Raw genomic sequence first — 26904 nt, 5'->3', positions numbered from 1 at the left:
TTTTCGCGCTCAGTTGCTTCTAATTTTCTCTTCATGTGCGCATTTGATCATACTAGATCCATGATTTCAATATTTTTTTTCGGATTTTGATTTCCGATGGGTATATACCGTACACTTGTACTGGCTCATAACTCTTGTTGATGATCATGATTTCACAACGACCTGGCCAGTTTACGCTCTTAGCCGTTTTTTTAACAAGATTATTGGCTTTTTGAGAATGCGCATGCTGGTTCTCAGCATAGACTTGAGTAGCACATAAGATAAAACCAAATAAAAATAACGATATTCGCTTCATTGTAAAGAGCCCTATATATTCGTGAAGCCAAATGGTAGCAAAGTAATTATTTTAGTCAATAGGTTTTTATAATAGACAGCTATGAACATCGCCGCTTTCTCAGTTCCTGGTTACAAACAAACTTAAAATGGTATCCAGAAAAAATCATGATTTGAGCAAATAATGCATTATGTATGTCATTAGAACGCAGCAGGAGATCTATACCCGTGATCGTTCAAAATGCGTGTTTTTTGGCGCCTTTATTTTTTGATCTGCCGCATTTTGAAAAGCGAGTAATGGCTCATCCCATTGCGAGTTTTTTAAAATGTGGTAGGGCGAAAAAATGAGTAGCATAAAAGTCGCATTTTGAAGTTGATTGGGTATAATCTATTAAGATTAGTTTCTTAATGATTCGCAGGGTCTATTTAATCCATGAAAAATACTAAGTTAAAAAAGCGCCTAACGATAATGATTATCGCTTTAGTCATTGTCTTTGGAGGCATCATTGGCTACAACCTATTTAAAAGCTATATGATGAAGCGTTATTTTGCGACTTATGAAGCCCCAGCAGTAACCGTTTCTTCCGTGGTAGCAAAACAAGAAAACTGGAAGCCAACCATCTCTGCCGTAGGCAACTTTGTAGCTGTAAATGGTGTGGATGTGAACTCCGAGGCCGCCGGCAAAGTTGTGGCGATTCATTTTGAGTCCGGTGAATACGTTCAAAAGGATGCGCCACTTATCGATATAGATGATTCCGTTGATCAGGCTACATTAAAATTTAATCAATCTGAACTTGCTTTACAAAAAATTAATTATCAACGCCAAGTTGATTTGTTTAAGCGCGGCGCAACACCAGTCTCAAACGTTGATGCGGCGAAAGCTAAGCTCTTGCAAGCAGAAGCCGATGTCGAAAAAACAGAAGCCATTATCCGCCAAAAGCATATTACCGCTCCTTTTGCAGGGCAATTAGGAATTCGCCAAATTAATTTGGGTCAATTTATTTCGCCCGGAGAAACCAAAACCGTCACACTACAATCCATGGATCCCTTATATCTTGAATTTTACTTGCCAGAGCAATTATTAAAGAAATTGCATGTTAATCAAGAGATTACGTTTTCAGTAGAAGAAAATCCTAATTTACTATTTAAAGGAAAAATCACCGCCATCAACGCTAAAGTGGACGTAAACACACACAACGTTTTGGTTCAAGCAACGGTTCCTAACTGTCCGGCAGATGCATTAAAAAATCCGGAGAAATCCCCCTTGGTTAAAATTATAAAATCTGAATTTAATCAAAAGCTCATTGTTATTTGCTCTCCTGAGGTTAATAAAAAAAATAAAATAGATAAATTTAATTTTATTCCTGGTATGTTTGCTGCTATTGAGGTGAATCAACCTGCTTTAAAAGACGTCGTTGTGTTACCTACAACTTCTATTTCTTACAGCTTATATGGCGATGCCGTTTATGTGATTGAACAGGACAAAGAAGGAAAAAAAGACAAGGATGGCAAAGACATTCTCCATGTGAAACGTGTTTTTATTACTACGGGTGATCAACAAGGAAACTATACCGTTATTGAAAAAGGGGTTAACGCAGGTCAAAAAGTCGTAGGCTCGGGCGATCTTAAATTAGATGATGGTACGCGAGTGATCATAAATAATGATATACAACTGACCGACACGGCAGATCCCAAAACATTGGGTGAATGATCTTCTTGATTTGCTCTAGCAAGCTGGATTGACTATGAAATTTACTGATATTTTTATCAAACGACCCGTTCTTGCGAGCGTTATTAGCTTGCTAATTCTCCTGTTCGGGCTGAATGCTATTTTGAAGATGCAAGTGAGGCAATTTCCTCGGATGGACAATACCGTCATCACGGTGACCACAGCTTATCCGGGTGCTGATGCAAACTTAATCGCGGGATTTATCACCACCCCGCTTGAAGCAGCGATAGCCAGCGCTGAGGGCATCGATTACATGACCTCATCAAGCACCCAAGGGGTGAGTGCCATTACCATTAATGTTAAATTAAACTTTGATCCGCAAGTTGCTTTTACCGATATCATGAGTAAAGTGCAACAAACGCTTAACATTTTACCGCCTCAATCGCAACAGCCGGTAATTGTTAAATCCTCTGATGCATCTACGAAATTGTTATACCTTAGTCTGGATAGCGAGGAAATGACACCTCAACAAATTACAGACTATGCAACTCGAGTGGTTCAACCCAAAATTCAAACGGTAGAAGGTGTTGCACAAGCTGAAATCTTAGGTGGACAAACCTATGCCATGCGAATTTTTCTTGATCCCATTAAAATGTCCGCTTTAACCGTTACACCCAATGACGTCTTTCAAGTCTTATCCAGTAACAACTTCTTAACCGCTGCCGGTAATACTAAGGGGGAATACGTTGCCATTAATATTAAAGCCAATACCAATTTAAGTACGACCGAAGAATTCAAGAATCTAATCGTTCGAACCGATGGCAGCTCAATTATCCGGTTAAAAGATATTGCCAAAGTGATTCTTGGTTCACAAGATTATGATAGCTCCGTAACTTTTGATGGCAAAAAAGCTGTCTTTATTGGCATTAGCCCCACCCCTTCTGCGAACCCCCTTACCGTTATAAAAAATGTCCGTGAAATATTTCCAAGCATCACGAAACAATTTCCACCTTCACTCAAAGGGACGATTGTCTATGATGCTACGGAATTTATTCGCGAATCGATTGATGAGGTCATATCTACGATTATTGAAGCGGCAATCATTGTGGTAATCGTCATATTTTTATTTTTAGGCTCTGTTCGTTCCGTTTTAATTCCTATGGTAACGATACCTCTCTCTCTTATAGGGGTATGTACGTTCATGTTATTTTTAGGGTATTCCATAAACCTACTAACCCTGCTCGCGTTTGTGTTAGCCATTGGGCTAGTCGTTGATGACGCCATTGTCGTTGTTGAGAATATTCATCGCTACATCGAAGAAGGAAAATCCCCCTATGAAGCGGCCATTATTGGCGCGCGCGAGATTGCCACACCAGTGGTAGCCATGACTATTACACTAGCAGCGGTATACGCGCCAATTGGATTTATGCAGGGCTTAACTGGGGCGTTATTTAAAGAGTTTGCCTTCACATTAGCCAGTGCCGTTATTATCTCCGGTATTGTTGCTTTGACACTTTCACCGATGATGTGTTCAAAAATATTAGCTTCAGAAAAAGGCAGCAATACATTCGTCATGTGGTTGGATGATTTTTTTAATCGCTTAAAACAGCGTTATCAGAGAACACTTCATAGCTTACTTGAAACCCGGATCATTGTTGTATTATTTGCCGTAGTCGTTTTACTGATGTTGCCTTATCTGTATAACAAGACCGCTCAGGAAACGGCACCAGAAGAAGATCAAGGCTTCTTTTTTGTAATCGGGTCTGCACCACAATATGCGACCTTAAATTATGTCGAAACCTTTACGAAACCTTTTCAAAAAATCTATAACAGTTTCCCTGAAACCGCACATTACTTTACCATCAATTCTGCTTCACCTGTATCAGGACTCGTATTAAAACCCTGGGCGCAACGTGAAAGTCAGTTTAGCATGAAGCAACCCTTGCAGAAGAAGCTGGATCAAATCACTGGTCTTAAAACCTTTGCGGTCATTCCACCCCCGTTGCCTGGTGGAGGTGGTGGTGCTCCAATTCAATTTGTGATTAAAACCACAAACGATTTCCAAAGCTTACTTGAAATTTCAAATAAATTGCTAGACAAAGCAAAGAATAGTGGCTTATTTATTTTTCTTGATAACAGCTTGCGATTCAATCAGCCTGAAATCGTTTTGGACATCAACCGCTCCAAAGCTTCTGATTTAGGATTAGATATGCAATCAATTGGAAGCAGCTTAACCAGCGCACTGTCAGGTGGTTACGTCAATTTTTTTGACCTTATGGGGCGAAGCTATCAAGTTATCCCGCAATTGGACAGGCTTTATCGTTTGACCCCTGAACAATTGGGCCAGATTTATTTAAGAGCCTCTAATAATACAATGGTTCCGTTATCCACGGTGGTAAAACCAACGTTTAAAACACAACCTAATGCCCTCTCGCACTTCCAGCAACTGAATTCAGCCACCATCCAAGGGGTTATGATGCCAGGAGTAAGCCTAGGACAAGCCTTAAACTACTTGGAGGAACAAGCTGAAAATATATTACCACAGGGCTTTGAATACGATTATGGCGGTCAATCACGACAATTTATTCAAGAAGGTACTACTTTGATTATTGTATTTTTCATGGCCGTATTAGTTATTTTCCTAGTACTCGCTGCCCAATATGAAAGTTATCGTGACCCGTTAATTATTTTAATCAGCGTCCCGATGTCTATTTGTGGCGCTTTAATTCCTTTAAACTTAGGCGCCGCAACGATTAATATTTACACCCAAGTGGGACTCATTACTTTGATTGGGTTAATCAGTAAACACGGGATTTTAATTGTGGATTTTGCAAACCATTTACAGCGGGAAAAAAATCTAAGCCGTCGAGAAGCCGTTGAAAAGGCCGCCGGAATAAGATTACGTCCAATTTTAATGACGACCGCTGCCATGGTATTTGGTGTAATACCACTTTTAATTGCAACCGGTGCGGGTGCAGAGAGTCGTTTTGATATTGGTCTTGTGATTTCTTTAGGCATGTTAGTTGGTACTTGCTTCACTTTGTTTGTTGTGCCTGCTATCTATACTTATATTGCTGCCGATCATCGTCCCCATAAGGAACCAGAAGGAAACTCTTCTCCTGTTTCAGGATAGAATGTGCATCCCCGTAAAAGTCAGTCCTAATCTTTGAGATTATGTGATAATATTCGCGAATTTTTAAATAGACAGGTTAAGCAATGGATAAGACATATTCCCCACAAGCGATTGAAAAAGCATGTTACACACGATGGGAAAGCCACCATTACTTCCAACCCCGTGGGGAAGGCGAATCATTTTGCATTATGTTACCTCCACCAAATGTCACTGGAAGCTTACATATGGGACATGGCTTTCAACATACTTTAATCGATGCACTCATTCGCTATAAGCGCATGATGGGCAAAAAAACCTTATGGCAGCCAGGAACGGATCATGCAGGCATTTCGACTCAATTAATCGTTGAAGGACAACTTGCCCGAGAAGGTTTATCACGAAAAGATCTGACCCGAGAACAATTCCTTGAGCGCGTTTGGAAATGGAAAGAAGAATCGGGTGACACCATTACCCGTCAAATGAGACGTATAGGAAGTTCTGTTGACTGGACGCGACAGCGCTTTACCATGGATGCTGGCTTGTCCGCAGCGGTACAAAAAGTATTTGTTCAACTCTATGATGATGGCCTTATTTATCGAGGTTCACGATTAGTAAACTGGGATCCAAAACTAGGAACCGCCATATCCGACTTAGAAGTCCTGTCTGAAGAGGAAGAAGGCAGCCTATGGCATATACGATATCCGCTGGTCAATTCTGAAGAGTCTATTGTTATTGCAACCACACGCCCTGAGACACTCTTAGGCGATACAGCCGTTGCAGTACATCCCGAAGACGAACGCTATCAGCATTTAATTGGCCAAGAAATTCAATTGCCGTTATGCGGTAGAACCATACCCATCATCGCCGATGAATATGTTGAAAAAGACTTTGGCAGTGGGTGTGTAAAAATTACCCCAGCTCACGACTTTAACGATCATGAAATAGGAAAACGCCATAACCTCCCATTAATTAACATCTTTACTAAGAAAGCATCCATTAACAAAAATGCTCCAATACCATATCAAGGTATGGATCGTTTTGTTGCGCGCGATCAAATTATTGAAGATCTGCAAGAGCAAGGGTTTTTAGTTAAAGTCGAACCTCATAAGCTCAAAGTTCCTCGTGGAGAAAAATCAAACGTCATCATTGAACCGTTGCTAACAGATCAATGGTATGTCAAAACAAAACCACTAGCAGAACCTGCCATTGAAGTGGTTAAAAAAGGAGACATTCGTTTTATTCCCGAGAACTGGACAAAAACCTATTACCAATGGATGGAAAACATCGAAGATTGGTGCATTAGCCGTCAATTATGGTGGGGCCATCGAATTCCGGCCTGGTATGATAATCAAGGTAAAGTTTACGTCGGTTACAGTGAAAAAGATGTCCGCTTTAAATATAGCCTCGATCCATCTGTCTCCCTAAAGCAAGATGAAGACGTGTTAGACACTTGGTTTTCATCTGCACTTTGGCCATTTTCCAGTCTAGGATGGCCTGAACGCACCAGTGATTTAGAACAGTTTTATCCAACACAAGTTCTTTTCACTGGGTTTGATATTATTTTCTTCTGGGTCGCCAGAATGATCATGATGGGATTAAAATTTACTGGAAAAATCCCATTCAAAGAAGTCATCATTACCGGCTTGGTTTGCGATAGTGAAGGCAAAAAAATGTCCAAATCCAAGGGTAACGTACTTGATCCTATCGACATTATTGACGGAATTGATCTGACGCAATTAGTTGAAAAACGAACATCCAATCTCATGCTGCAATCCGTGAAAGATAAAGTGACCAAAGCCACACGCAAACAATTTCCTGAAGGCATAGATGCTTATGGTGCCGACGCTTTACGCTTCACCTTTTGCTCCATCGCCTCCAATGCTCGCGTGGTTCGATTTGATATGGGTCGCGTTGAGGGCTATCGCAATTTTTGCAACAAACTCTGGAATGCTTCGCGTTATGTTTTAATGAATACCGATGAAGATTTATCTGATTTTGGTGATAATGCGTTTCAGTACAGTCCCGCAGACAGCTGGATTTTATCTAAATTACAAACCGTTAAAGCGTCTTGTCATCACTACTTTGAGACCTACCGGTTCGATCTCTTAGCCAATACTTTATATGAGTTTGTTTGGCATGAATATTGTGATTGGTATCTCGAGCTCTCAAAGCCAGTTTTATACGATGAAGAAGCCTTAGCCGCAAAAAAACGTGGTACGCGTAGAACGTTGATTCATGTATTAGATCAAGTTTTAAAATTATTACACCCTATTATGCCATTTATTACAGAAGAAATTTGGCTGCGTATCACAAAGTTTACGAGCGATAACGCAGAAAGTATTATGCTCAGTAAGTTTCCTGAAGTTGAAGCGCATCTCATCGACAAACCCGTTGAAGAAGAAGTGGAATGGCTTAAAAAGATTATCCAATCCATTCGCACAATCCGAAGTGAAATGTCGATTAGCCCCGCTAAACAAATTCCTTTAATTTTGCGTAATGTCAGCGATGAGAATGGCGCGTTAGTGAAAAAGTATTTACCAACTCTAAATTCGCTTGGCAAACTTTCAAAAATTAAAGTTCTGAATAAAAGCGAAACCGTACCTGCTTCAGCGAGTTCAGTTGTTGGAGAAATGGAATTGCTTATTCCAATGGCGGGTTTAATTGACAAAGAAGCAGAGCTCAGCCGTTTAGAAAAAGAGATTGCTAAACTGAATAAGGACATTTCAGTCGCAGAAGGAAAGCTTAATAATCCAAACTTTACCGATCGAGCGCCAGCAGAAATCATTGAAAAAGAGCAGGAAAAGCTCGCTCTCGCTAAAGCGGCTAAAGAAAAGCTGCAAACACATCAACAAACAATTGAATCGTTGTAAAAATTTGAACACGGATTAACCTAGAAAAAGCGATTGAGCTCGTAGCGAGCAAGTTAAGAGTGCTGAATATGTTGGATTGTTTTAATATTTTTTGTGAACGCGTAGTCACCACTACGGTGAGCGAAAAATATTAAAAAAAATCGAACAGATTCAGTGCTATTAGCTTGCTTAGTAGAGCTCAATTGCTTTTTCTAGGTTCGTTAATCCTCTGAAATCTCACGTCTTAGAACGCGCCGATCAATCCATGCCGCCAGTAAAACCGTGGCAAGAACACTTAGGAACACTCCATAAGCATGCCAAGCGTCACTAGTAATCCGTAATGCGTCTGGTGAGTGCAATATTGAGAAAGGAATGGCTAACAAGACGTCTATTAGCGCTGAGCCGGCAACCAAACCACAAGCAATCAAAGTGCCAATTTGCTTATGTCGTTGCAAGGCTGCTTTAGTGACTGCTCGACGTTGTAAATGCCAGTCCACAAATAAAGCAATTAATCCGCCAATGAATAAAGGAAAAGAAGAAGCAATGGGTAAATACATACCAATCGCCACCCCCAAAATAGATAGTTGAATAAACCGTTTAAGATTCAGTATCTTATCTAGAACAATGATGAATAGAATAATTGCCCCACCTACAAACATCATGGGCCAAGGCAGCGTATTTTTAAATACGGCATGCGTCACAGCGGCTAAAAGAGCAGCCGTTGGTGCAGGTAGTGACTGGCCTACATCCATACCAGGAGTAGGCATAACCCCTGCAATACCGTACACATTAAAAAGCAATTGCATAACAGGAGGAATAATTAATGCGGAAACAATCACCCCAAGCAAAAGCATCAATTGCTGTTTCCACGGCGTTGCTCCAACCAACTGTCCAACTTTCAAATCTTGAGTATTATCATTTGCAATTGCAGCGATTCCAGTCACAACTGAACCAATAATAATGGTAATAGCTTCTGCGGCTAATAATTGCTGCTCACTTAAAGGCAATGGGACGACCCGATTTAAAACTCCGAGTAAAATCCAGGCTGCGAATAATATTCCGGCAATTACAATTGAACTCCCGGGACTAGCAGTTACACCAACCATACCTGAAAAATAGGCAGTAATGACTGAAAATAAAAATCCCACGATTAACACATACATGACCAATGCAAACACCAACGTTGGTGAATAGCCGCCATCTAAACCTGCCTGTTCCAGGGGAAATAAAAATTGAAAAAATAAAAACAACATTGCCGCTAAAGTAAATATCGCAATTAAAATGTAAGGCATGGGAATATCGCGATCGGTTCTTAGCACTTGCTCGCCTCGACTACGGCTGGATAAAAATAATTGCAAAGAGCTTTTCATGTTACGAGCTAAAGGTTTAGCTAGTTTTGCAAACGTCCATATACCAGCAAATAACATAGCCCCAATCCCTAAATAGCGCATTTCACTATTCCACAAATACATTGCCGCCTTATGAGCAGGATATTCAGCCAAATATTCAGGATAAAATTGGCTCACAATTGGCATGGCTATCAGCCAAGAAATGAAAGCCCCTAAAAAGATACTGATGGCCATATCATGACCAACTAAATAACCTGCCCCAATCATGGTTGCAGAAAAACCAGCCCCAAACCCAAACATTGAACGCTTGACAACGAACCAATAGCTCCAGCTATTCGCTAAGACTTTAAATCCTATCTGGAGTAACTCTAGCGTGCCGCCTACAATTCCCCCAAACAAAAGATCCTTGATTCCAACGTTCTCTGTCGACGTTTTTAATACCTCAGCAATCGCTTTCCCCTCTGGAAATTTCAACTGCTCATCATGAACTAAGATTCGTCTTAAAGGGATGGAAAACAATACGCCTAAAATGCCTCCACTAGCCGCAATAAAAAAATTCGTAAAATAATCAAAATGATGCCAATACCCGATAATGACCAAGGCAGGAATGGTATAAACGATACCACCAGCTACGGCTTCTCCTGCTGAAGCGGCTGTTTGTACAGCATTATTCTCAAGAATGGTTGCGTCTTTAAAAAACCTTAAAATGCCCATCGAGATAATCGCAGCAGGAATTGATGCGGAGGTTAAAATACCAAGCTTTAAAGCCAAATAAGCATTGGACATAGCGAGGATTAAGGTTAAAAATATTGCTAAGCATACACTTCGAACCGTAAGTTCCGCTATCTTTTGCTCTTGGGTTTTAAAAGAAGAAAGCGTTTGACTCATTCGTTATTCTCCAGTAGTTCCCCTTAGGGACAGCGCAAGCGTGAGCTCAAAATTTTGCTTGCGAGAACGCAAAAATAGCTGGATGTTTTGTCGCATGTCTTATTTATCATGAATTATCCACTTGCCCTTTACGAGCAACTCTGGATGGTAAGGAAAGCCAAGCTGATAACACAACTCTGAAGCTTCTTTTACAGGCCACCGTAAAAGCTCTGCATTCATTCCTTGCTTAAGCGCCCCAACCTGTTCAGCAAGTCCCAATGCGCGAGCAGCTTGATAAGTGACGCCACTAAGTGCCTCAGGAACCGTCAATGAAAATAATTGGCAGGCCATATTCATGACCAGCAATATTGAAGTTATTGGCGAGGAGCCAGGATTGCAATCCGTAGCAATTGCCATTCCCACTCCTGCTTGCCGAAGCAACTCAACAGGCGGCTTTTTTGTTTCTTTTAAAGTGTAATATGCTCCAGGCAGCAACACAGCGACTGTTCCAGCTATCCTCATGGCCTGAATGCCTGTTTCATCAAGATATTCTAAATGATCGCTGGAGAGTGCTCCATAGGAGGCCGCGAGGGAGGATGCACCTAAATTCGACAATTGTTCGGCGTGACATTTGACTGGCAAGCTTAAGTCACTAGCGGCTTGAAACACTTGCTCGGCTTCGGTAAGTGAAAAGCCTATAGACTCACAAAATACATCCACGGCATCAGCAAGCTTTTCTTCTGCAACTAGAGGAAGAACATCCGCACAAAGATAATCTATATAGGCTTGGCTATCCCCCTTAAAGTCTGGAGAAATAGCATGAGCCCCTAAGAAAGTTGTTTTGACTCTAACCCCTGCGATTTTACCTAGTTTTCTTGCCACACGCAGCATTTTAAGTTCAGTTTCTAAATCAAGTCCATAACCTGATTTAATTTCAACCGTTAAAACACCCTCTGATTTTAAAGCTAACAGTCGTGGTAAAGACTGTTCAATCAAAGCGTCTTCAGACGCGTTACGAGTTTGTTCAACCGTATTTAAAATTCCTCCACCAGCCTTAGCAATTTCCGCATAGCTCACCCCTTCTAGACGTTTTCTAAATTCATCTGCCCGATTTCCGGCATATACGAGATGGGTATGACAATCAATAAATCCCGGTGTAATTAACCGACCTTTGCAATCTTCAACAACAACAGCATCGTTATAAAACGCTTGCGGTAAGGCCTTATTAGGCCCACACCAAGTAATCGTTTCGTCTTGAATAGCAATTGCATAGTCAGTACATTGCAATCCCTGCTCATCAATAATCGTAGCATGAGTGAGAATTAGGTTACAAAACGGCATTGATATCATTCCCAGGATGGCACAATATGAGGAGTAATAAGCCAGTCAGAATGATGGGTCGTATCATATATATCCCACTCCTGTGATTGGAATCTTTTCTCGTCAATATCCATCAAGAGCCAGCATAAAAACAGCGCGACGGTTTCAGGGGAAAGTAGCTTATTATCCTGTTTCAGGGTCTTAAAAAACTCAAGTTTTTCATGATCCATAGAATTCGCGTTTCTTATAAGGGCTTGCATATCGGTATCAATAATCCCCGGCATAACACTCGCAAACACAATATCATTAACTTCCAACTGCCAACATTTCGTTAACATTGCAAGAGCTGCTTTTGAAACGCAATAAGCAGCCCAGCCCTTGACCGCAAAGTATGCCGCTCCAGAGCCGATGTTTAATATTCTTCCATTTTTCAAAGGCTCTCTTAACAATTGAGTCAGAAACAAAGGAGCTTCAACGTTAGTAGCCATGTTTATGCGCCATTCTAATTCTTTAATATCGGTAATGGGCGCTATCGGTTCAATCGTGCCGGCATTGTGGATCAATCCTTTTAAAACCTGTTGCGACTTTAGATGCTGGTTTATCCGTTGCCGACCTTCTCTACTGGCTACATCCGCACAAAGAAAGGATAAGTTTGAATGCATGGCAGCCGTCTCGGCTAAAGGTTTTTCGCGGCGGCCTATAATTAATACCGATTGCTCCCGCTTAGCTAAATTTAAAGCCAGTGCACGACCAATACCACTTCCCCCGCCGGTTATAATATACACCTCTACTATGACCTCTTGATTGATTTTGATAAATATGCCCAAGATACTTCGTGCAGACAATGCCTCTAGATTTTAGCCGCGCCAAGTATAATATCAGACCCACCTTTTGAGGACTACTATTTTTAAACCACTCAACTTAGTATCACGGGTATATACCCGTAATCTTTCAAAATGCGTGATTTATGCTTTTTCTTTTTCGCCCTGCCGCATTTTAAAAAACTCGCAAGGGAATGAGCCATTACTCGCTTTTTAAAATGCGGCAGGACAAAAAATAAAGGCGCCTAAAAACACGCATTTTGAAAGATTACGGGTATAGATAAATTTATTAACCCTGCTATGATATACTCGTGATCTTTCAGATGGAGCTGGATTTGCTTACAGAACTCAAACACTATCTCCCAGCCAATCAATCTCTTTGGCAAGGACGAACAGATAGCCTGCCTGGGGAGCGTTATTTCCAGCACGTTGAATGGGTAAATGTACAATCACAAGAGTTACCAAAGGATTATCAAACGGTCCTTCTAGGGTTTTGCAGCGATGAAGGGGTTCGGAGGAATTTAGGTCGTGTCGGCGCAAAGTCAGGACCTGATGCGATTCGTACACAGCTTGCCAAACTCGCCTGTCATCACGACCACACCCTAATTGATGTCGGCAATATCGTTTGTGAGCATGGCGATCTTGAATCCGCCCAGGCCCAATTTACCAAGTTAATTTCATACTGCCAGCAGCAGGGAAAGTTTACTATCGCTCTAGGAGGAGGTCATGAAATTGCTTGGCCTCACTACCGCGGACTAGCAGAACATTTCCCTAAACTTGGTATCATCAATTTTGATGCTCATTTCGATATTAGAGCGCTTATCAATGAACAAAGTTCCTCTGGTACGCCATTTACAGAAATCAAAACCTATTGTGATCAGCAAGAACGACCCTTTGAATATTGTTGCTTGGGCATCCAACGCACAGCCAATACGAACAGTTTATTTGAGCGTGCGCATGAATGGGGCGTCTCTTATTTAACTGCCGAACAACTCAACCAAGAAAGCTTAGCTTGGCAAATGGCGTTTCTGGATGATTTTATTATTCGTAATGACTATCTTTATGTTTCGATTTGCTTAGATGTATTTGAAGAATGTTATGCTCCAGGAGTCAGTGCTCCCCAAGTGATGGGACTCAATCCTTGGCAAGCATTATCTTTATTGAAATATATCAAACAAACTGGCAAAGTGATAAGTCTTGATATTGCCGAATTGTCCCCCCCTTTAGACGAACGACATAAAACAGCCAGACTTGCGGCGATATTGTTAGCGGAGATACTTAATTTAACGAATGAAGGAAGATAACGCATGAAAAAAACGATTCTATATTTGGCTATAATGGGCCTCTTGTCCTCCCCTCTATACGCCGATGAAACAATTGCCCAATCTAATCCTCCTCAGCCAGAAGTGGTTAAACCTGGTGTTAAACAAGAAGGCTTGCCAAATCCTGAATTGCAACCAGCATCGACTACTCCACAACCACAAGCCGACGTTCGCCCCCAACCCATGAGTTGCGAGTACAAAATTCCCCCAGAAAAAACAGATATCAGTGACTCATTGATCAAGTCCTGGGCAGAATTTGCAACGGTAAAAGCTTTTGAACTCGATGCACCAACCTTAGATCAGCAAATGGCGGTATTAGAGAAGTGTTTTACTAAACAAGGGTGGGCGGGATTTCAAACTGCGTTGGAAAAGTCAGGTAATCTACAAGCCATTCGGTCGCAGAATTTAATCGTAAGCAGTCAGGTCGATGGCAAAACCGTCGTTAATCCTGCTAAAGAAAACCAGTGGAAAGTAACCATTCCTTTGGAAGTCGTTTATCAAAATCAGCAACAAAGACTTACTCAACTATTATCAGTGGACGTTTTGATCGGACGAACAGTCACAGGGGATCTTGGCATCATGCAAATGATTGCTATTCCACGAGTTGCAGGAGAAGCAAAAACTGCTCCAGCCGCTGAAATTGATGTTTCTAAAACGCCTACGGAAACCAAAGCACAAGAGGCCACACAACAAGAATAATGCTAGAAATCCCTTCGCATTAATCTGCCATTTTTACTCAAACCAGGACTTTAGTCATGGTTCTGATAATCCTGGGTTACGGCCACATTTTTTTATTTTTAACCTCTGTACATGACAGGTTTTTTGTCATGTACAGAGATTTTTAACTGCAACCCGGCAATTACTATACCCGTAATCTTTCAAAATGCATGTTTTTAGGCGCCTTTATTTTTTGTCCTGCCGCATTTTAAAAAGCGAGTAATGGCTCATTCCCTTGCGAGTTTTTTAAATACGGCAGGGCGAAAAATAACAGCGCCTAAAAACTCGCATTTTGAACGATCACGGGTATATATTATTTGCTGTTGTTACCCATCGGGATATTGGTGGCTTCGGACTTATTCAAAAGCATCGCAAGTAACAAGGTAAGGGTGAGCCCGTATACAGTACACAAACAGAAGGGACGTGTGGAACTTGCTTATTAAATTAATCGTCTATACTTACTGAAATGGTAGAGGAATGATGACTGCATTTAAAGGGGAGTTTCAATGAATACCTTAACAAGACTAGCTGTCTCATTATCACTGGTGGGGCTTAGTTGCTCATTACCTATCACGGCAATGGCTACAGCGGGTGCAGATACGCACACGAAGGTCACAACAGACGCCAAACAAAAAGCCTCATTTTTGTTTGTGTTGCGTGCCGATACCGGTGTCATTGCTGCGTCTGATGGGGGTTATACACTTACCCTACAAGGTATGGATGATAAGGTATTGTATTTTAGCGACCGTCCTGTGAGAAAAGCGGGTTTTATCACCATGACACGGTTCATGAGTGATTGGGCAAAAGGTCACGATAGCTTTCAAGCCAATCCACCCAATGCCGCCATTGTCCATGCCGCTTTGAAAACCAATGAAAATGGGATTGCACAGGCCATCCCGGTCGAATTAACTAACCCAGTAGCCACTACAAATGGGTGGTCATTCAGCATGAAAGATTTGCAAGGAAAGCTTAGTATAGGGTCTTATAATGGAATAAGTGTTTTCGTCGATGGCGGTTGCAGCGGATTTTTTATACAATGTGTGGGGGGAGACCCGATAAATTAAAATTAAATGGGATGGGGGATGCGGTAGGCGCTGCTGGTGAGTTGGGTGCTGCCGTGGGGTTCAAAGCTGGGTGAATTCTAACACTAGCCCCGACTAGGCTAAGCTCCAGCCTCGGCAATGAAACCTAATTTTATACCCTTTAACCCCATTGATACACCAAGAGGGTGCAGAAATCCTTCTCATGGTATTGCATTGCGCGCCCCACTGTCTCAATTTTTTAGTGCGCTCTATCTTAAACCGCTGGATGATGCGCTATCTCGAATGGATATCGTCTACGTAAGATTTCAAGACGACATCCTGGCGCTATGCAAATCGAAGCGCCAATTAAATCGCTGCCGCAGTCGTATGATGGAAGTATTGGGCGAAAGACAATTAAAATTGTCACGCAAGAAATCGCGTATGGGGACGATTACAGATTCATTTCATTTTTTGGGAATACACTATTCTCTGACACGGCCAGAGAATTACACCAGCGCTCGAAATGTGCTCTCTCACTATATTACAGAATTAGACAGCGACTGCTGGCAACCGCTGGCTGTATAATTCTCCCAAGACTGCTGTTTTTGCTCGACATAAATTTTGAAAAGTCATATGCGGCGACCTCCGGAAACCGAAGCCTCCTCCATTCCGACCCGCACCATCCCCGCACCGCGTACTCATAACCCAGCCCAGAAAAAGAGTCAAATACAGGAGGGAAAATCGAATCACCACCATACTTAAACTTGAAAGACCGCGCCGATTTTTCTTGATTTGATAGCCCAGGGTAAACCCCCTGAGCAAAAATCATCGCGATGTTGGCGGGCAAAAACCGCTGTATAAAACCTACGACCTGCCGACAAAATAAATCTCGTTGATTCCCACTCCACGTATCAAATTGGCTACCAATAAGCTCAAGTGCTGTGATGAGATGTTGTGGGTTAAACACGACTTCTTGGGATGAGCGTTGAGTGAAATCCGCCCTAAATTGCTCAAGCTTTTCCCAGAGTACGGTCTGGTTAGGTAATTCAAGGTCGAGTGATTTTTGTACCTCTTCATCACTGCTTTGACTAATTACCGCCACAATTTGACTGAAGTCAAACGGGGTTTGTGCTTCATAATACGCTTCATGCCCTTGTGGAAAAATTTCTTGATACTGACGGGCCATTTCCTCTTTTGGCATGTATTTGGCCAACATCGCACAGAGTTCATCATCCATCGCGCAAAGGGAGGCCTGAAACGCAGTCTTTTGTTTGACCTTCCGTCTTGAATAATCAATGACCGTGACTTTTTCTGTGAGCAGCCTCTCTACTAAGGATGAGTTTTCTTCCAGCAATTTTTCTGATTCTGTGAGATTTCCATAAACGATATATTGCACTAATTGAATGGCTAGGGGATTAGATTTTTTAAAGAATCCTACTGGGTTGCTCACGGTTCTTCTTTCAATTTCTGCCTGCTGCAAAGCATCAGAAAATTTAGTGGCTATGGTGGTTTCAGCGAGTAGTTTTCGTAATGTATCGTTCTCCAATACCAACTGACGTCCTTTCTTAGTGCTCACCAATGTTTCTGCAATCGTTTTTCCCTGGTATTTGCCCTCTTCAATGGCAGTATTCATGCCTGCCACAGTCACCTTTTGCAAGAGTTGCGGATGCTCATGTAACCAGTAGAGGGTATCGCTTTTATGCGCTGGGCTAAACAATAGTAACAGTGCTTCATTGATGTCTGCGCCCGCCTCTATATGAGTCCTCACCGAAGCCGCATCTTTTTCGGCAATGGCAATAGCAAAATAAATAGTTTGCAAATTCGGCTCTTTTTTCAGTTGGGTCGTTAATTGAGGCGCTTCATTATGAAGAATCACTAATACCTCTTTTTGAGCACTTGGTGATTTACTATGTAGATAAGCGCTCACTAAGCCCACTTTTTGTTCCATGCTCCATTCACTGAAAAACTCCAAACACTGAACTAATTCATAACCATGGGAAATCAGCGTGCTCAAGGTTTTTGAGTCCAATAATCTACTTTCATCGAACAACAAGCCATCTAATAAATCGGCCTCTTTGTGAGAAAGCTCGACATAATGTTCATCTCTTAATTTTTTCAGGAGCGCCGATTTAACAATTTGCCAATTGATGTTGATTACGTTGCCCGTCATAGTGTCTGTTTCTAATAATTCTGCCTTTTCGATGGGAATAACGGGGTTGAGGCATTCACAAAATTTTTCATACTCCTCCATTTTATAGTCATGTTCCAAGTCACGTTTGCCTTGGTATCCATGTACTGCTATCAAGGTTTCTAGTTCATCACGCAGTGCATTCACTAGAGCGAATAACTGAAAGTGATTGGCAAACCCAGCGTTTAGTCGCTCTATAATGTCATCATCAGAAAGGTCGCTACTTCCCACGTGAGAATAAAAATCCTTCGTATTGATAGACCAAACGCCAAAGCCTGCGTTTCTGGCCACTTCAATCACCCGGTTGTGCACATGAATCCCTTGCGTATTCTTTGCTGCAATAATTCTCGCTATTCTATCCACCAATTTAAAACGTACCTGGGCAATTAATTCATCCTGGTTTTGTGGCATGTTGAAGAGGCTAATGAGGTAACTTACTTGGTTGTAAAACCCTGGTGTGCATTGCTCCACATTGTCCGCTATCCTTGAAGCAATCAGGTATCTTTTATCACCGCTTATTGTAGGATGCGTAAAGAGAACGTACAACGTACGAAAGCAGTCAAGTAGTTGAGGTTTTAAAGAGTAGGTTGATTGTGAACCTAGATGTCGCTCTAATGCTTTAAAAAACAACTCTTTTTTTGTCAACGGAACCCATGTATTGGTTTGGTGGTCAAAGTCTTCTTGTGCTTGTGCCTTATCATCATTGAGTTTCAATTGCGCGCTCAAAAGCGCATAAAATTCGGTGCGCCAACCATCAGGGATGGTTGTTGGCACTGCGATTGCTAAGCGCTTCGGTTGCTGTGTGTAGCATTTATCAGAATTCAAAATCGGCATAAACTTCTTCTTTCTTTTGGTTAAGCTAATGCAGTTGTTAGTAGATTTGATTAAATAGTGACCATTTTAACATAAGCAGGGGGAAGAAAGATTAAGGAATGCTTAATTGCTTGTTTTTTTATTGCTTCGGTTTAAAATTGAATATTTGGGGGGCATTATTATTTTGGTGCGATACATTTTGATTCTCATGCTTACAAACACAAAAAATAAATGCTTATACTTTGAAAATTAACCTTGGAATCAATTTTCACGCTCATCACTTTCCGCTTTAGCAACTTTGTTGCACTTCACGTTTGAATCGGCGTTTTAATAAACCTTTTTTCAAATACGACAATTAACAACCAGCTCACTATTGGAGCACATCAACTTCGTTGCCAACAGGAAAAGTTCGTATTTATGCTCACACTGTGGATTTGAAAATTAAATTACAGATATACCCATGATTGTTCAAAAAGCGAGTTTTTAGGCGCCTTTATTTTTTGTCCTGCAGCATTTTAAAAAGCGAGTAATGGCTCATTCCCTTGCGAGTTTTTTAAACTGCGGTAGGGCAAAAAAGAAAAAGCATACATCACGCATTTTGAACGATCACGGGTATAAAGTAGCATGCTATAAAACAAAGTCTTTATCGCCATCTTCATCTGGATAAGATAAAACGGTGACTTGTGTGCCAATATCAATGAATTCCTCATTTAACCATTTGGCAGCACTTGGAAGAACTCGAACGCAACCATGACTGGAGTTCGTTGGAGGTACTTCATACGCTGCATGAATCGTAAAGCCACGATAAAAATACATGCAGTAAGGCATTTTGGCCCCGCCATCAGTTTGAATAGGATACTCACCAGACTTACAGTCGATTCCGCGTTTATTATAAACTTTGAACGTTCCTGTTACGGTTCGGCAAGGTTTGTTAATATCTTCGCAAAAGTCTTTACCTCCAGAAGCGCTACCGGTCATCACCCGTTTTCCATCTTTATCATAGGCGGCCCAAGCAGCTACTTTGGGATCAAAGTAAAATTGCTTTTTTCCGATTGATTTAATCTCTTTTGGAAAATAACTTCTCCCACGAGTGTCTCTCAGATAGTGTTTAGTGTGATGCACCATTCCATTATCATCAGTAATGTATGTGGATTCATCAAACTCCACGCACGCGGTTAACGCGAAGGGTAATAACAAAACAATACGATATGCCTTGTTCATTTATGCAATCCCCAAAAGTATTTAATGATTTAGTTACTGTTTTAAGCGACGATATTTAATCCGATGAGGGCGATTCGCTTCATCCCCAAGTCTTCGCTTGCGATCTTCTTCATAATCACGATAGTTGCCTTCAATAAAAACAACTTCTGAATCGCCTTCAAAAGCCATTAAGTGAGTGCAGATACGATCTAAAAACCATCGATCATGTGAAATCACAACGACACAACCAGGAAAATTAAGAATAGCATCTTCAAGCGCACGTAGGGTTTCGACGTCTAAATCATTGCTGGGCTCATCAAGCAATAATACATTCCCGCCTCGTTTTAACAATTTTGCCAAATGAACACGGTTTCGCTCCCCACCTGATAGTTGGCTCATTTTTTTCTGTTGATCATTTCCTTTGAAATTAAAACGACTCACGTAAGCACGGGAAGGCATTTGAAACGAGCCCACTTGAATAACATCTTGGCTATCCGTTATCTCTTCCCAGACGGTTTTATGATCATTTAATTCATCACGCATTTGATCAACGTAAGACAGATTAACGGTTTCGCCAATTCGAAGTTCACCTGAGTCTGGCGTATCTTGTTGGGTAAGCATTTTTAAAAAGGTAGATTTACCAGCGCCATTTGGCCCAATAATCCCTAAAACACCGCCTTTAGGCAATTTAAAACTAAAATTATCGATCAACAATCGCTCGCCAAATCCTTTACAAACATCCTCCCCCTCGATCACCAAATCACCAAGCCGGTCGCCTGGCGGAATATACAACTCATTGGTTTCATTTCGCTTTTGAAATTCCTTCGAATTTAATTCTTCAAAACGAGCAAGTCTTGCTTTATTTTTCGCGTGACGACCTTTAGGTGAGGTTCTGACCCACTCAAGTTCAGCTTGAATAGCACGTTTGTGAGAGGCTTGTTGCTTTTGTTCAGATTCCAGTCGAGCGTTTTTTTGTTCAAGCCAGGAGGTGTAATTTCCTTTGTAGGGGATCCCTTCACCGCGATCCAGTTCCAGAATCCATTCCGCTGCATTATCCAGAAAATAACGATCGTGGGTTACTGCAACAACCGTACCTTCAAATTCTTCTAAATAGCGCTCTAACCACGCTACGCTCTCCGCATCTAAATGGTTGGTTGGCTCATCAAGCAATAACATATCGGGGTTGGATAGCAACAAGCGGCATAAGGCCACACGTCGACGTTCTCCACCCGATAAAACATTAATGGGAGTATCCCAATCCGGTAGCCTTAAAGCATCCGCTGCGATTTCAAGCTTATGATCCAGATCCCAGCCACCGCCAGCTTCAATTTTATGTTGCAACTCACCCTGCTCTTCGAGTAAGGCGTTCATCTCATCATCGCTCATTGGCTCAGCAAATTTCATACTGATTTCATCAAATTTCGCCAAAAGATCTTTCATATCAGCAACGGCTTCCTCTACCACTTCCCGCACTGTTTTGGTTAAATCGACTTCTGGTTCTTGGGCCAAGTATCCAATTTTAATGCCTGGCTGAGGTCTGGCTTCACCATCAAATTGAGCATCAACTCCTGCCATGATTCGAAGCAATGTGGATTTTCCAGAACCATTAAGTCCTAACACACCAATTTTAGCCCCAGGATAAAAACTTAATGAAATATCTTTTAAGATAAACCGTTGATTCTCCACAACTTTGCTTACTCGATTCATCGTATAAATGTATTGCGATGCCATTACAACCTCTTAGTTAACGCGCTAAAATATTAACTCCAATCTAAAATTACTTTTCCAGAATGGCCTGATGCCATAATCTGAAAAGCAGCCTGATACTCTGAAACCGGATATTGATGGGTAATCACTGGGGTAATATCTAAGCCACTTTGCAACATGGATATCATTTTATACCAGGTTTCAAACATTTCACGACCATAAATCCCTTTGATGACTAATCCTTTGAAAATCACATCATTCCAGTCAATAAACGTTTCTTGTGGTGGAATGCCTAGTAAAGCAATATTTCCCCCATGATTCATGGCTTTTATCATATCATTAAATGCCATAGGGTTTCCTGACATTTCCAAACCGACATCAAATCCCTCGGTCATGCCGAGTTCATGCATGACATCGCGAAGCGATTCGTATTTAACATTAACGGCTTTACTTACGCCCATTTTCCGAGCTAAATCCAACCGATAATCATTAATATCGGTAATGACCACGTGACGAGCGCCAATGTGCCGAACAATCGCTGCAGCCATAATGCCAATAGGTCCTGCGCCTGTAATTAACACATCTTCGCCAACGACGCTAAAGGCCAACGCACAATGCGTCGCGTTGCCTAATGGATCCATCACTGCGGCTTGGTCATCCGAAATATTGTCCGGCAACACCAACACATTGCTGGCAGGTAAGGCAAGATACTCGCCAAAGCAACCAGGTCGATTGACGCCAACACCTAAGGTATTGCGGCATAAATGACGTTTACCTGCACGACAATTTCTACACATGCCACAAGTAATATGCCCTTCCCCAGAAACACGCTGTCCAACTTGCAACCCTCGGACTTCTTTTCCCAACTCGACAATTTCACCATAAAACTCATGTCCAACGGTCATGGGAACTGGTATTGTGGCTTGCGCCCAATCATCCCAAGAATATATATGGATATCCGTGCCGCAAATGGCGGTTTTTTTAATTTTAATCAGAACATCGTTTACACCAAATTCAGGAACAGAAACATCTTCCATCCAAATACCGGGTTCTTGCTTAGACTTAACTAATGATTTCATACCAGCCTCTTGAATTGTTAATTTAGATCACATCGAGTCTCTTACCTACTTTTTCAAAAGCGCTCAAGGCCTTATCTAAGTGGTGTTTTTCTAAAGCTGCGGACATTTGTGTGCGAATGCGTGCTTTACCTTTGGGTACAACGGGGAAAGAAAACCCAATCACATAAATCCCTTCAAGCAATAGTTGATCAGCCATTAGATTGGCTAAAACAGCATCGCCTAGCATCACAGGAATGATAGGATGTTCTCCAGGGACTAAGTTAAATCCCATTTTGGTCAGGCCATCACGGAAATACTGGCTATTTAATTTCAGCTTGGTCATCAGTTCGGTGCTGTTTTCTAGGAGATCAATCACCGCAATTGAAGTGTTTGCAATTACTGGGGCAAGAGTATTGGAAAATAAATAAGGGCGTGAACGTTGTCTTAACCATTCAACCACAACTTTTGTAGATGAGGTGTAACCACCCGACGCTCCACCTAATGCTTTTCCTAATGTTCCAGTTAAAATATCAACCTGATCAGATACTCCAAAATGCTCAGGAGTCCCTCGACCCGTTTCTCCAATAAACCCTACCGCATGAGAATCGTCTACCATCACCATGGCATCATGTTTTTTAGCCAGTTCGCAAATATCGGGTAAATTCGCTAATATCCCATCCATTGAAAAAACACCATCCGTGGCAATGAGTCTAAATCGTGCTGATTTTGCTTCCATGAGTTTTGCTTCCAAATCTCTCATGTTGTTGTTCGCGTAACGATAGCGAGACGCTTTGCATAAGCGCACTCCGTCAATAATGCTCGCATGATTAAGCTCATCACTAATGATAGCATCCTCCGGTCCTAACAAGGTTTCAAATAAACCCGTGTTGGCATCAAAACAGGAAGAATAGAGAATTGCATCTTCTTTACCAAGAAATTGACTAATTTTGTATTCAAGTTCCTTGTGCGGTACTTGTGTGCCACAAATAAATCTTACCGAGGCCATGCCATATCCATATTCTTCTAAGGCATTTTGACCTTCTGCGATAAGTTTAGGATGATTGGCTAATCCTAAATAGTTGTTTGCACAAAGGTTAATCACGTCTTCATGATTTACCTCTACTTCGGCTTGCTGCTGACCCGTTATAACACGCTCTGACTTATATAATCCTTCTTTTTTTAAAGTATCCAGTTCGGCTAATAAGAAATCCGTAAAACGGTCCTGCACGTTATTCTCCTTAGAGTTCTATAAATTTAGCGATAATATCAAATTTTACACAATTACTCTATGGATTTTGCCTCAGATTCCTCTGTACAGAGCTTTTTTCGCATCTGTTCTGTCGCACCTTTCGGGAAATCTTGCTAAAATCAGTCCAATATTTTAATTTAAGTATTAGATCTTTGGTGAAGTCAATGAGTACCCATAAAGAATGCATCAATATGATAAAACAACAATTACGTACTGGCGACGTACTTGATGAGACGATTTTAGATTTATACAGAACCATTCCAAGAATCGATTTTGTTCCCGAGGAATATAAACACTTTGCATACTCCGATATGCGTCTAACACTTCCTCATAATCAACAAATGATGACCCCCCTTGAAGAAGCCAGCTTATTACAAGCCCTTAGATTGAATGGTACTGAGGTGGTGCTTGAGGTTGGAACAGGCACGGGTTTTCTCACGGCGCTATTAAGTCGCTTAAGTAAACAAGTAATTAGCGTTGACTATTTTTCTGATTTTACAGTCCATGCTCGAAAACAGTTAAAAGACCATCAATGTCAGAATGTGGAATTAATCACAGGCGATGCCTGTCGAGGATGGTTGGACAAAGCCCCTTATGATGTCATGGTGTTCACTGGCGCTATTGAACAAATAACAGAAACTCAACGGCTGCAGATCTTACCAGGAGGCAAAATGTTTGTTATTGTTGGAACTGTACCCGCTATGCAGGGGCAATTACATCGCTTAGATCATGATGGCAATTGGGAAGCAGAATTGATTTTCGAAACGTGTACACCACCCTTAATTGATAAATTAAAATCCAAAGAATTTGTGTTCTAGGACTTAGGTGAATGAAAAAAAAGCTTTTGTGTTTGTTGCTCAGTTCAGGGTTGTTATCTAATGTATTTGCTGCTGATTTAATGGATGTTTACCACCAAGCATTAGAAAATGACCCAACCTTCAAAGCAGCCTACAGTACATTCATGTCAAACACAGAGCTATTGCCACAGGCTCGAGCCGCGCTTTTGCCTCAATTATCAGCTTCCGGTCAAATCAATCGAAATGACATTAATGTTCGAGCTGGAAACTTCAGCGTGGAGCAAACCTACAACAGCAACACCTGGCAACTCACCGCCACGCAGGCCATTTATAATTACCAATCCTGGGCTCAAGTGCAACAAGCCAAAGCTTCAGTTAAAGCAGCTCACGCAACGTTTAACAATGCCGCACAAGATTTAATCCTTCGCACAGCTACAGCTTATTTCGATGTATTATTCGCAAGAGACACCCTGAATTTTGCCGAAGCCAAGTTAAGAGCAAATAAGCGACAACTCGAACAAGCTCAACAACGTTTTAATGTAGGATTAGATGCGATTACGTCGGTTTATGAAGCCAAAGCCGCATATGATCAGTCTATTGCCGAGGTCATCTCAGCAAAAAATAATCAGGTCAATCAGAGCGAAAACCTACGTAAGTTAACCAATTATGTCTACGAAGAATTAGCCCCGCTTCGAAACAGTCGTGTGCCTCTTATTTCTCCCGAACCCAAAGATGTCAATGAGTGGATCGCTACTGGTTTAAAGCAAAATTATAATTTACTTGCCTCCAAGTATTCATTACAAGCAGCCCGTGAACACGTCAAAGCATTAAATGCAGGAAACTGGCCAACGTTATCGCTACAGGGAAATAGCAGCAGAACCTACAACAGCGGAGCCTCGAGTAACTTTTTCGTACCGGCATCACAACAAGCGTCTTCGGTAGGCCTGGCCTTAAACCTCCCTTTTTATCAAGGAGGGTTGGTACAGTCTCAAACCCGTCAAGCTCAGTACGACTTTCAAACCGCAAGCGAACAGCTTGAAAGAACTTATCGCGATGTAGCTGTTAATAGCCAAATCGCTTTTAATACTATTATTGATGGAATTAGCAAGGTAAGAGCTGACCGACAAACCATTGTTTCTCAAAAAAACTCCTTAGACAGCACAGAAGCGCAATTTGAAGTAGGAACTCGAACAATGGTGGATGTAGTCACCGCCCAACAACGACTTTTTGAAGCCCAGGAGCAATTAGCTCGAGATCAGTATGGCTTTATCAAAGCCATTCTTAACTTAAAATATTTGGCCGGAACCTTGAATGTAGAAGATCTGGCTGAAGTAAATTCTTGGCTTAACACCACCCGAATTAACAGCCTTCCTCCTGAACGTCAATTACTGAATAAAACGTGTGCCGTCAAAACCCATAAAAACTCTTAGATGGTACAAACTTTTTTCTTAACGTTTGAACAAAAAATCATATCGCATAAAATATCGTATTTTGAAGTATCTTCAGGGCCTACGTCTGAAACAATATCGTCGTCTTTGCGAATGAAGTGAAGCAATCCGGTCCGGGATTTTAACGAAGTATCGACCTGGATTGCCTTGCAAACGCTTGCAAAGACGAGTTATTTTTCTTTTTGAGTCCGGAATAACCTTTTCATGCGTAGATCCAGTATACCTGGCTATTCGCCAGCATTATGTTAATATTGCGCGAATTTATAACAAATTAGAATCTAGATTATGACCTCTTTTATTTCAGCAATTGAAAAAAAATTATTACATTACACGGGCAAAGCGATCGCTGACTTTAATATGATACAGCGAAATGACCGTGTAATGGTATGCTTATCGGGTGGCAAAGACTCGTTTACACTGCTCACCTTGCTTCATAGACTACGAATTCGTTCCAATTTCAAATTTGAATTGTTTGCCTTTACATTAGATCAAGCCCAGCCAGGCTGGGATGATCATGAATTGCGCACCTGGCTTGCTGAGCGCTCCATTCCTCACGAAATTCTAACGCGCGATACTTACAGCATCGTTAAAGAAAAAATCCCCGAAGGTAAAACGTACTGTTCATTATGCTCACGTTTAAGACGAGGCATTATTTACCGTTATGCCGAAGAACATGGCTTTAATAAAATCGCGCTCGGTCATCACCGCGATGATCTAATTCGGACCTTGATGATGTCCATCCTCTACAACGGAGACATCCGATCCATGCCGCCTAAGCTCCTGAGCGACAATAAAAAGCACATTGTCATAAGACCGCTTTGTTATGCGCAAGAACAGGACATCATTCAATACGCTAAAGAACAAAATTTCCCCATTATTCCGTGTAATTTATGCGGCTCGCAGGAAAATTTAGCTAGAAAGCGGGTTGGGCGATTCATCGATATGCTAGCAGAAGAAAATCCTAAGGTTCCAAGCAATATTCTTCACGCACTTCAAAGCTTAAAACCGAGTCAATTGATGGACCAGTCCTATTGGGATTTCAGACATTTAGAACAAGAACTTGAAGGTCATTCTAACTCAGAGGAAATTAACGAATTTTCAGAAGAAGAGGCTTTGTGTTAAC

At 41.5% G+C, this 26904-nt stretch carries 19 protein-coding genes; 10 read left to right on the top strand and 9 right to left on the bottom strand.

All coding sequences use genetic code 11. The features are described 5' to 3' along the window. Positions 1-52 precede the first annotated feature (52 nt). On the bottom strand, positions 53-295 hold the full coding sequence (locus E1O47_RS09695; RefSeq protein WP_133131059.1) for a hypothetical protein: 243 nt from the start codon (positions 293-295) through the stop codon (positions 53-55). A gap of 411 nt (positions 296-706) precedes the next feature. Between E1O47_RS09695 and E1O47_RS09690 the strand changes: the two genes are divergently transcribed. The 3 genes from E1O47_RS09690 (at position 707) to E1O47_RS09680 (ending at position 7924) form a co-directional block, all read left to right on the top strand. After that, a complete protein-coding gene (locus tag E1O47_RS09690) occupies positions 707-1984 on the top strand; it encodes an efflux RND transporter periplasmic adaptor subunit (RefSeq protein WP_133131058.1) in 1278 nt (425 codons plus the stop codon). Between the two features lie 34 nt (positions 1985-2018). Then, entirely contained in the window at positions 2019-5075 is a 3057-nt protein-coding gene (locus tag E1O47_RS09685; RefSeq protein ID WP_133131057.1) for an efflux RND transporter permease subunit, read from the top strand. Positions 5076-5158: 83 nt separating this feature from the next. Continuing rightward, complete coding sequence (locus tag E1O47_RS09680; RefSeq protein WP_133131056.1) at positions 5159-7924, top strand: valine--tRNA ligase; 2766 nt, start codon at positions 5159-5161, stop codon at positions 7922-7924. Positions 7925-8124: 200 nt separating this feature from the next. Here E1O47_RS09680 and E1O47_RS09675 read toward each other — a convergent pair whose 3' ends face one another. The 3 genes from E1O47_RS09675 to E1O47_RS09665 all read right to left on the bottom strand — a co-directional run bounded on the left by E1O47_RS09675 (position 8125) and on the right by E1O47_RS09665 (position 12224). Continuing rightward, the gene (locus E1O47_RS09675) at positions 8125-10140 is read right to left on the bottom strand and encodes an OPT family oligopeptide transporter (protein WP_133131055.1); all 2016 of its coding nucleotides are present in this window, start codon (positions 10138-10140) and stop codon (positions 8125-8127) included. Positions 10141-10239: 99 nt separating this feature from the next. Next, a complete protein-coding gene (hutI, locus tag E1O47_RS09670; RefSeq protein WP_133131054.1) occupies positions 10240-11460 on the bottom strand; it encodes an imidazolonepropionase in 1221 nt (406 codons plus the stop codon). A 5-nt stretch (positions 11461-11465) separates the two neighbouring features. Beyond that, positions 11466-12224 carry an SDR family NAD(P)-dependent oxidoreductase gene (locus tag E1O47_RS09665; protein WP_133131062.1) on the bottom strand — a complete coding sequence of 253 codons (759 nt, stop codon included), beginning with the start codon at positions 12222-12224 and terminating at the stop codon, positions 11466-11468. 371 nt (positions 12225-12595) lie between these two features. On the opposite strand from E1O47_RS09665, the gene hutG reads away from it, so the two are divergent. The 4 genes from hutG (at position 12596) to E1O47_RS09645 (ending at position 15906) form a co-directional block, all read left to right on the top strand. Continuing rightward, positions 12596-13564, top strand: coding sequence for a formimidoylglutamase (gene hutG, locus E1O47_RS09660; protein ID WP_133131053.1), 969 nt, complete (start codon positions 12596-12598; stop codon positions 13562-13564). A 3-nt stretch (positions 13565-13567) separates the two neighbouring features. Further along, positions 13568-14281 (top strand): DotI/IcmL family type IV secretion protein, encoded by a 714-nt coding sequence (locus E1O47_RS09655; RefSeq protein ID WP_133131052.1) that lies wholly within the window; start codon positions 13568-13570, stop codon positions 14279-14281. Positions 14282-14805: 524 nt separating this feature from the next. After that, complete coding sequence (locus E1O47_RS09650) at positions 14806-15363, top strand: hypothetical protein (RefSeq protein WP_133131051.1); 558 nt, start codon at positions 14806-14808, stop codon at positions 15361-15363. Positions 15364-15480: 117 nt separating this feature from the next. After that, a complete protein-coding gene (locus E1O47_RS09645; RefSeq protein ID WP_133131050.1) occupies positions 15481-15906 on the top strand; it encodes a reverse transcriptase domain-containing protein in 426 nt (141 codons plus the stop codon). Here the strand turns inward: E1O47_RS09645 and E1O47_RS09640 are convergent. From E1O47_RS09640 to E1O47_RS09620, 5 genes are all read right to left on the bottom strand, one after another. After that, a complete protein-coding gene (locus tag E1O47_RS09640; protein ID WP_133131049.1) occupies positions 15863-18343 on the bottom strand; it encodes a hypothetical protein in 2481 nt (826 codons plus the stop codon). The genes E1O47_RS09645 and E1O47_RS09640 overlap by 44 nt on opposite strands. A 606-nt stretch (positions 18344-18949) precedes the next feature. Further along, positions 18950-19543: a L,D-transpeptidase gene (locus E1O47_RS09635; protein ID WP_133131048.1), complete on the bottom strand. Its 594-nt coding sequence runs from the start codon at positions 19541-19543 to the stop codon at positions 18950-18952. Between the two features lie 33 nt (positions 19544-19576). Continuing rightward, entirely contained in the window at positions 19577-21253 is a 1677-nt protein-coding gene (gene ettA / locus E1O47_RS09630) for an energy-dependent translational throttle protein EttA (RefSeq protein WP_133131047.1), read from the bottom strand. A 29-nt stretch (positions 21254-21282) separates the two neighbouring features. After that, complete coding sequence (gene tdh, locus E1O47_RS09625) at positions 21283-22308, bottom strand: L-threonine 3-dehydrogenase (RefSeq protein WP_133131046.1); 1026 nt, start codon at positions 22306-22308, stop codon at positions 21283-21285. Positions 22309-22330: 22 nt separating this feature from the next. Further along, on the bottom strand, positions 22331-23515 hold the full coding sequence (locus E1O47_RS09620; RefSeq protein ID WP_133131045.1) for a glycine C-acetyltransferase: 1185 nt from the start codon (positions 23513-23515) through the stop codon (positions 22331-22333). 185 nt (positions 23516-23700) lie between these two features. On the opposite strand from E1O47_RS09620, the gene E1O47_RS09615 reads away from it, so the two are divergent. From E1O47_RS09615 to ttcA, 3 genes are all read left to right on the top strand, one after another. Next, positions 23701-24354, top strand: coding sequence for a protein-L-isoaspartate O-methyltransferase family protein (locus E1O47_RS09615; protein ID WP_242602095.1), 654 nt, complete (start codon positions 23701-23703; stop codon positions 24352-24354). 11 nt (positions 24355-24365) lie between these two features. Further along, on the top strand, positions 24366-25763 hold the full coding sequence (locus tag E1O47_RS09610; RefSeq protein WP_133131044.1) for a TolC family outer membrane protein: 1398 nt from the start codon (positions 24366-24368) through the stop codon (positions 25761-25763). A 303-nt stretch (positions 25764-26066) separates the two neighbouring features. Then, positions 26067-26903 carry a tRNA 2-thiocytidine(32) synthetase TtcA gene (ttcA, locus tag E1O47_RS09605; protein ID WP_133131043.1) on the top strand — a complete coding sequence of 279 codons (837 nt, stop codon included), beginning with the start codon at positions 26067-26069 and terminating at the stop codon, positions 26901-26903. Position 26904: the final 1 nt, after the last annotated feature.

This window comes from Legionella yabuuchiae, assembly GCF_900640115.1.
GTDB lineage: Bacteria > Pseudomonadota > Gammaproteobacteria > Legionellales > Legionellaceae > Legionella_A > Legionella_A yabuuchiae.
Note: the sequence above shows the minus strand (reverse complement) of the source record. Positions and strands in the feature narration are given on the sequence as shown.

What these genes read in the sequence shown, in the direction of transcription:
- E1O47_RS09695 (WP_133131059.1), bottom strand. Translation starts at nt 295, where the DNA reads ATGAAGCGAATATCGTTATTTTTATTTGGTTTTATCTTATGTGCTACT.
- E1O47_RS09690 (WP_133131058.1), top strand. Translation starts at nt 707, where the DNA reads ATGAAAAATACTAAGTTAAAAAAGCGCCTAACGATAATGATTATCGCT.
- E1O47_RS09685 (WP_133131057.1), top strand. Translation starts at nt 2,019, where the DNA reads ATGAAATTTACTGATATTTTTATCAAACGACCCGTTCTTGCGAGCGTT.
- E1O47_RS09680 (WP_133131056.1), top strand. Translation starts at nt 5,159, where the DNA reads ATGGATAAGACATATTCCCCACAAGCGATTGAAAAAGCATGTTACACA.
- E1O47_RS09675 (WP_133131055.1), bottom strand. Translation starts at nt 10,140, where the DNA reads ATGAGTCAAACGCTTTCTTCTTTTAAAACCCAAGAGCAAAAGATAGCG.
- hutI (WP_133131054.1), bottom strand. Translation starts at nt 11,460, where the DNA reads ATGCCGTTTTGTAACCTAATTCTCACTCATGCTACGATTATTGATGAG.
- E1O47_RS09655 (WP_133131052.1), top strand. Translation starts at nt 13,568, where the DNA reads ATGAAAAAAACGATTCTATATTTGGCTATAATGGGCCTCTTGTCCTCC.
- E1O47_RS09650 (WP_133131051.1), top strand. Translation starts at nt 14,806, where the DNA reads ATGAATACCTTAACAAGACTAGCTGTCTCATTATCACTGGTGGGGCTT.
- E1O47_RS09645 (WP_133131050.1), top strand. Translation starts at nt 15,481, where the DNA reads ATGAAACCTAATTTTATACCCTTTAACCCCATTGATACACCAAGAGGG.
- E1O47_RS09640 (WP_133131049.1), bottom strand. Translation starts at nt 18,343, where the DNA reads ATGCCGATTTTGAATTCTGATAAATGCTACACACAGCAACCGAAGCGC.
- E1O47_RS09635 (WP_133131048.1), bottom strand. Translation starts at nt 19,543, where the DNA reads ATGAACAAGGCATATCGTATTGTTTTGTTATTACCCTTCGCGTTAACC.
- ettA (WP_133131047.1), bottom strand. Translation starts at nt 21,253, where the DNA reads ATGGCATCGCAATACATTTATACGATGAATCGAGTAAGCAAAGTTGTG.
- tdh (WP_133131046.1), bottom strand. Translation starts at nt 22,308, where the DNA reads ATGAAATCATTAGTTAAGTCTAAGCAAGAACCCGGTATTTGGATGGAA.
- E1O47_RS09615 (WP_242602095.1), top strand. Translation starts at nt 23,701, where the DNA reads ATGAGTACCCATAAAGAATGCATCAATATGATAAAACAACAATTACGT.
- E1O47_RS09610 (WP_133131044.1), top strand. Translation starts at nt 24,366, where the DNA reads ATGAAAAAAAAGCTTTTGTGTTTGTTGCTCAGTTCAGGGTTGTTATCT.
- ttcA (WP_133131043.1), top strand. Translation starts at nt 26,067, where the DNA reads ATGACCTCTTTTATTTCAGCAATTGAAAAAAAATTATTACATTACACG.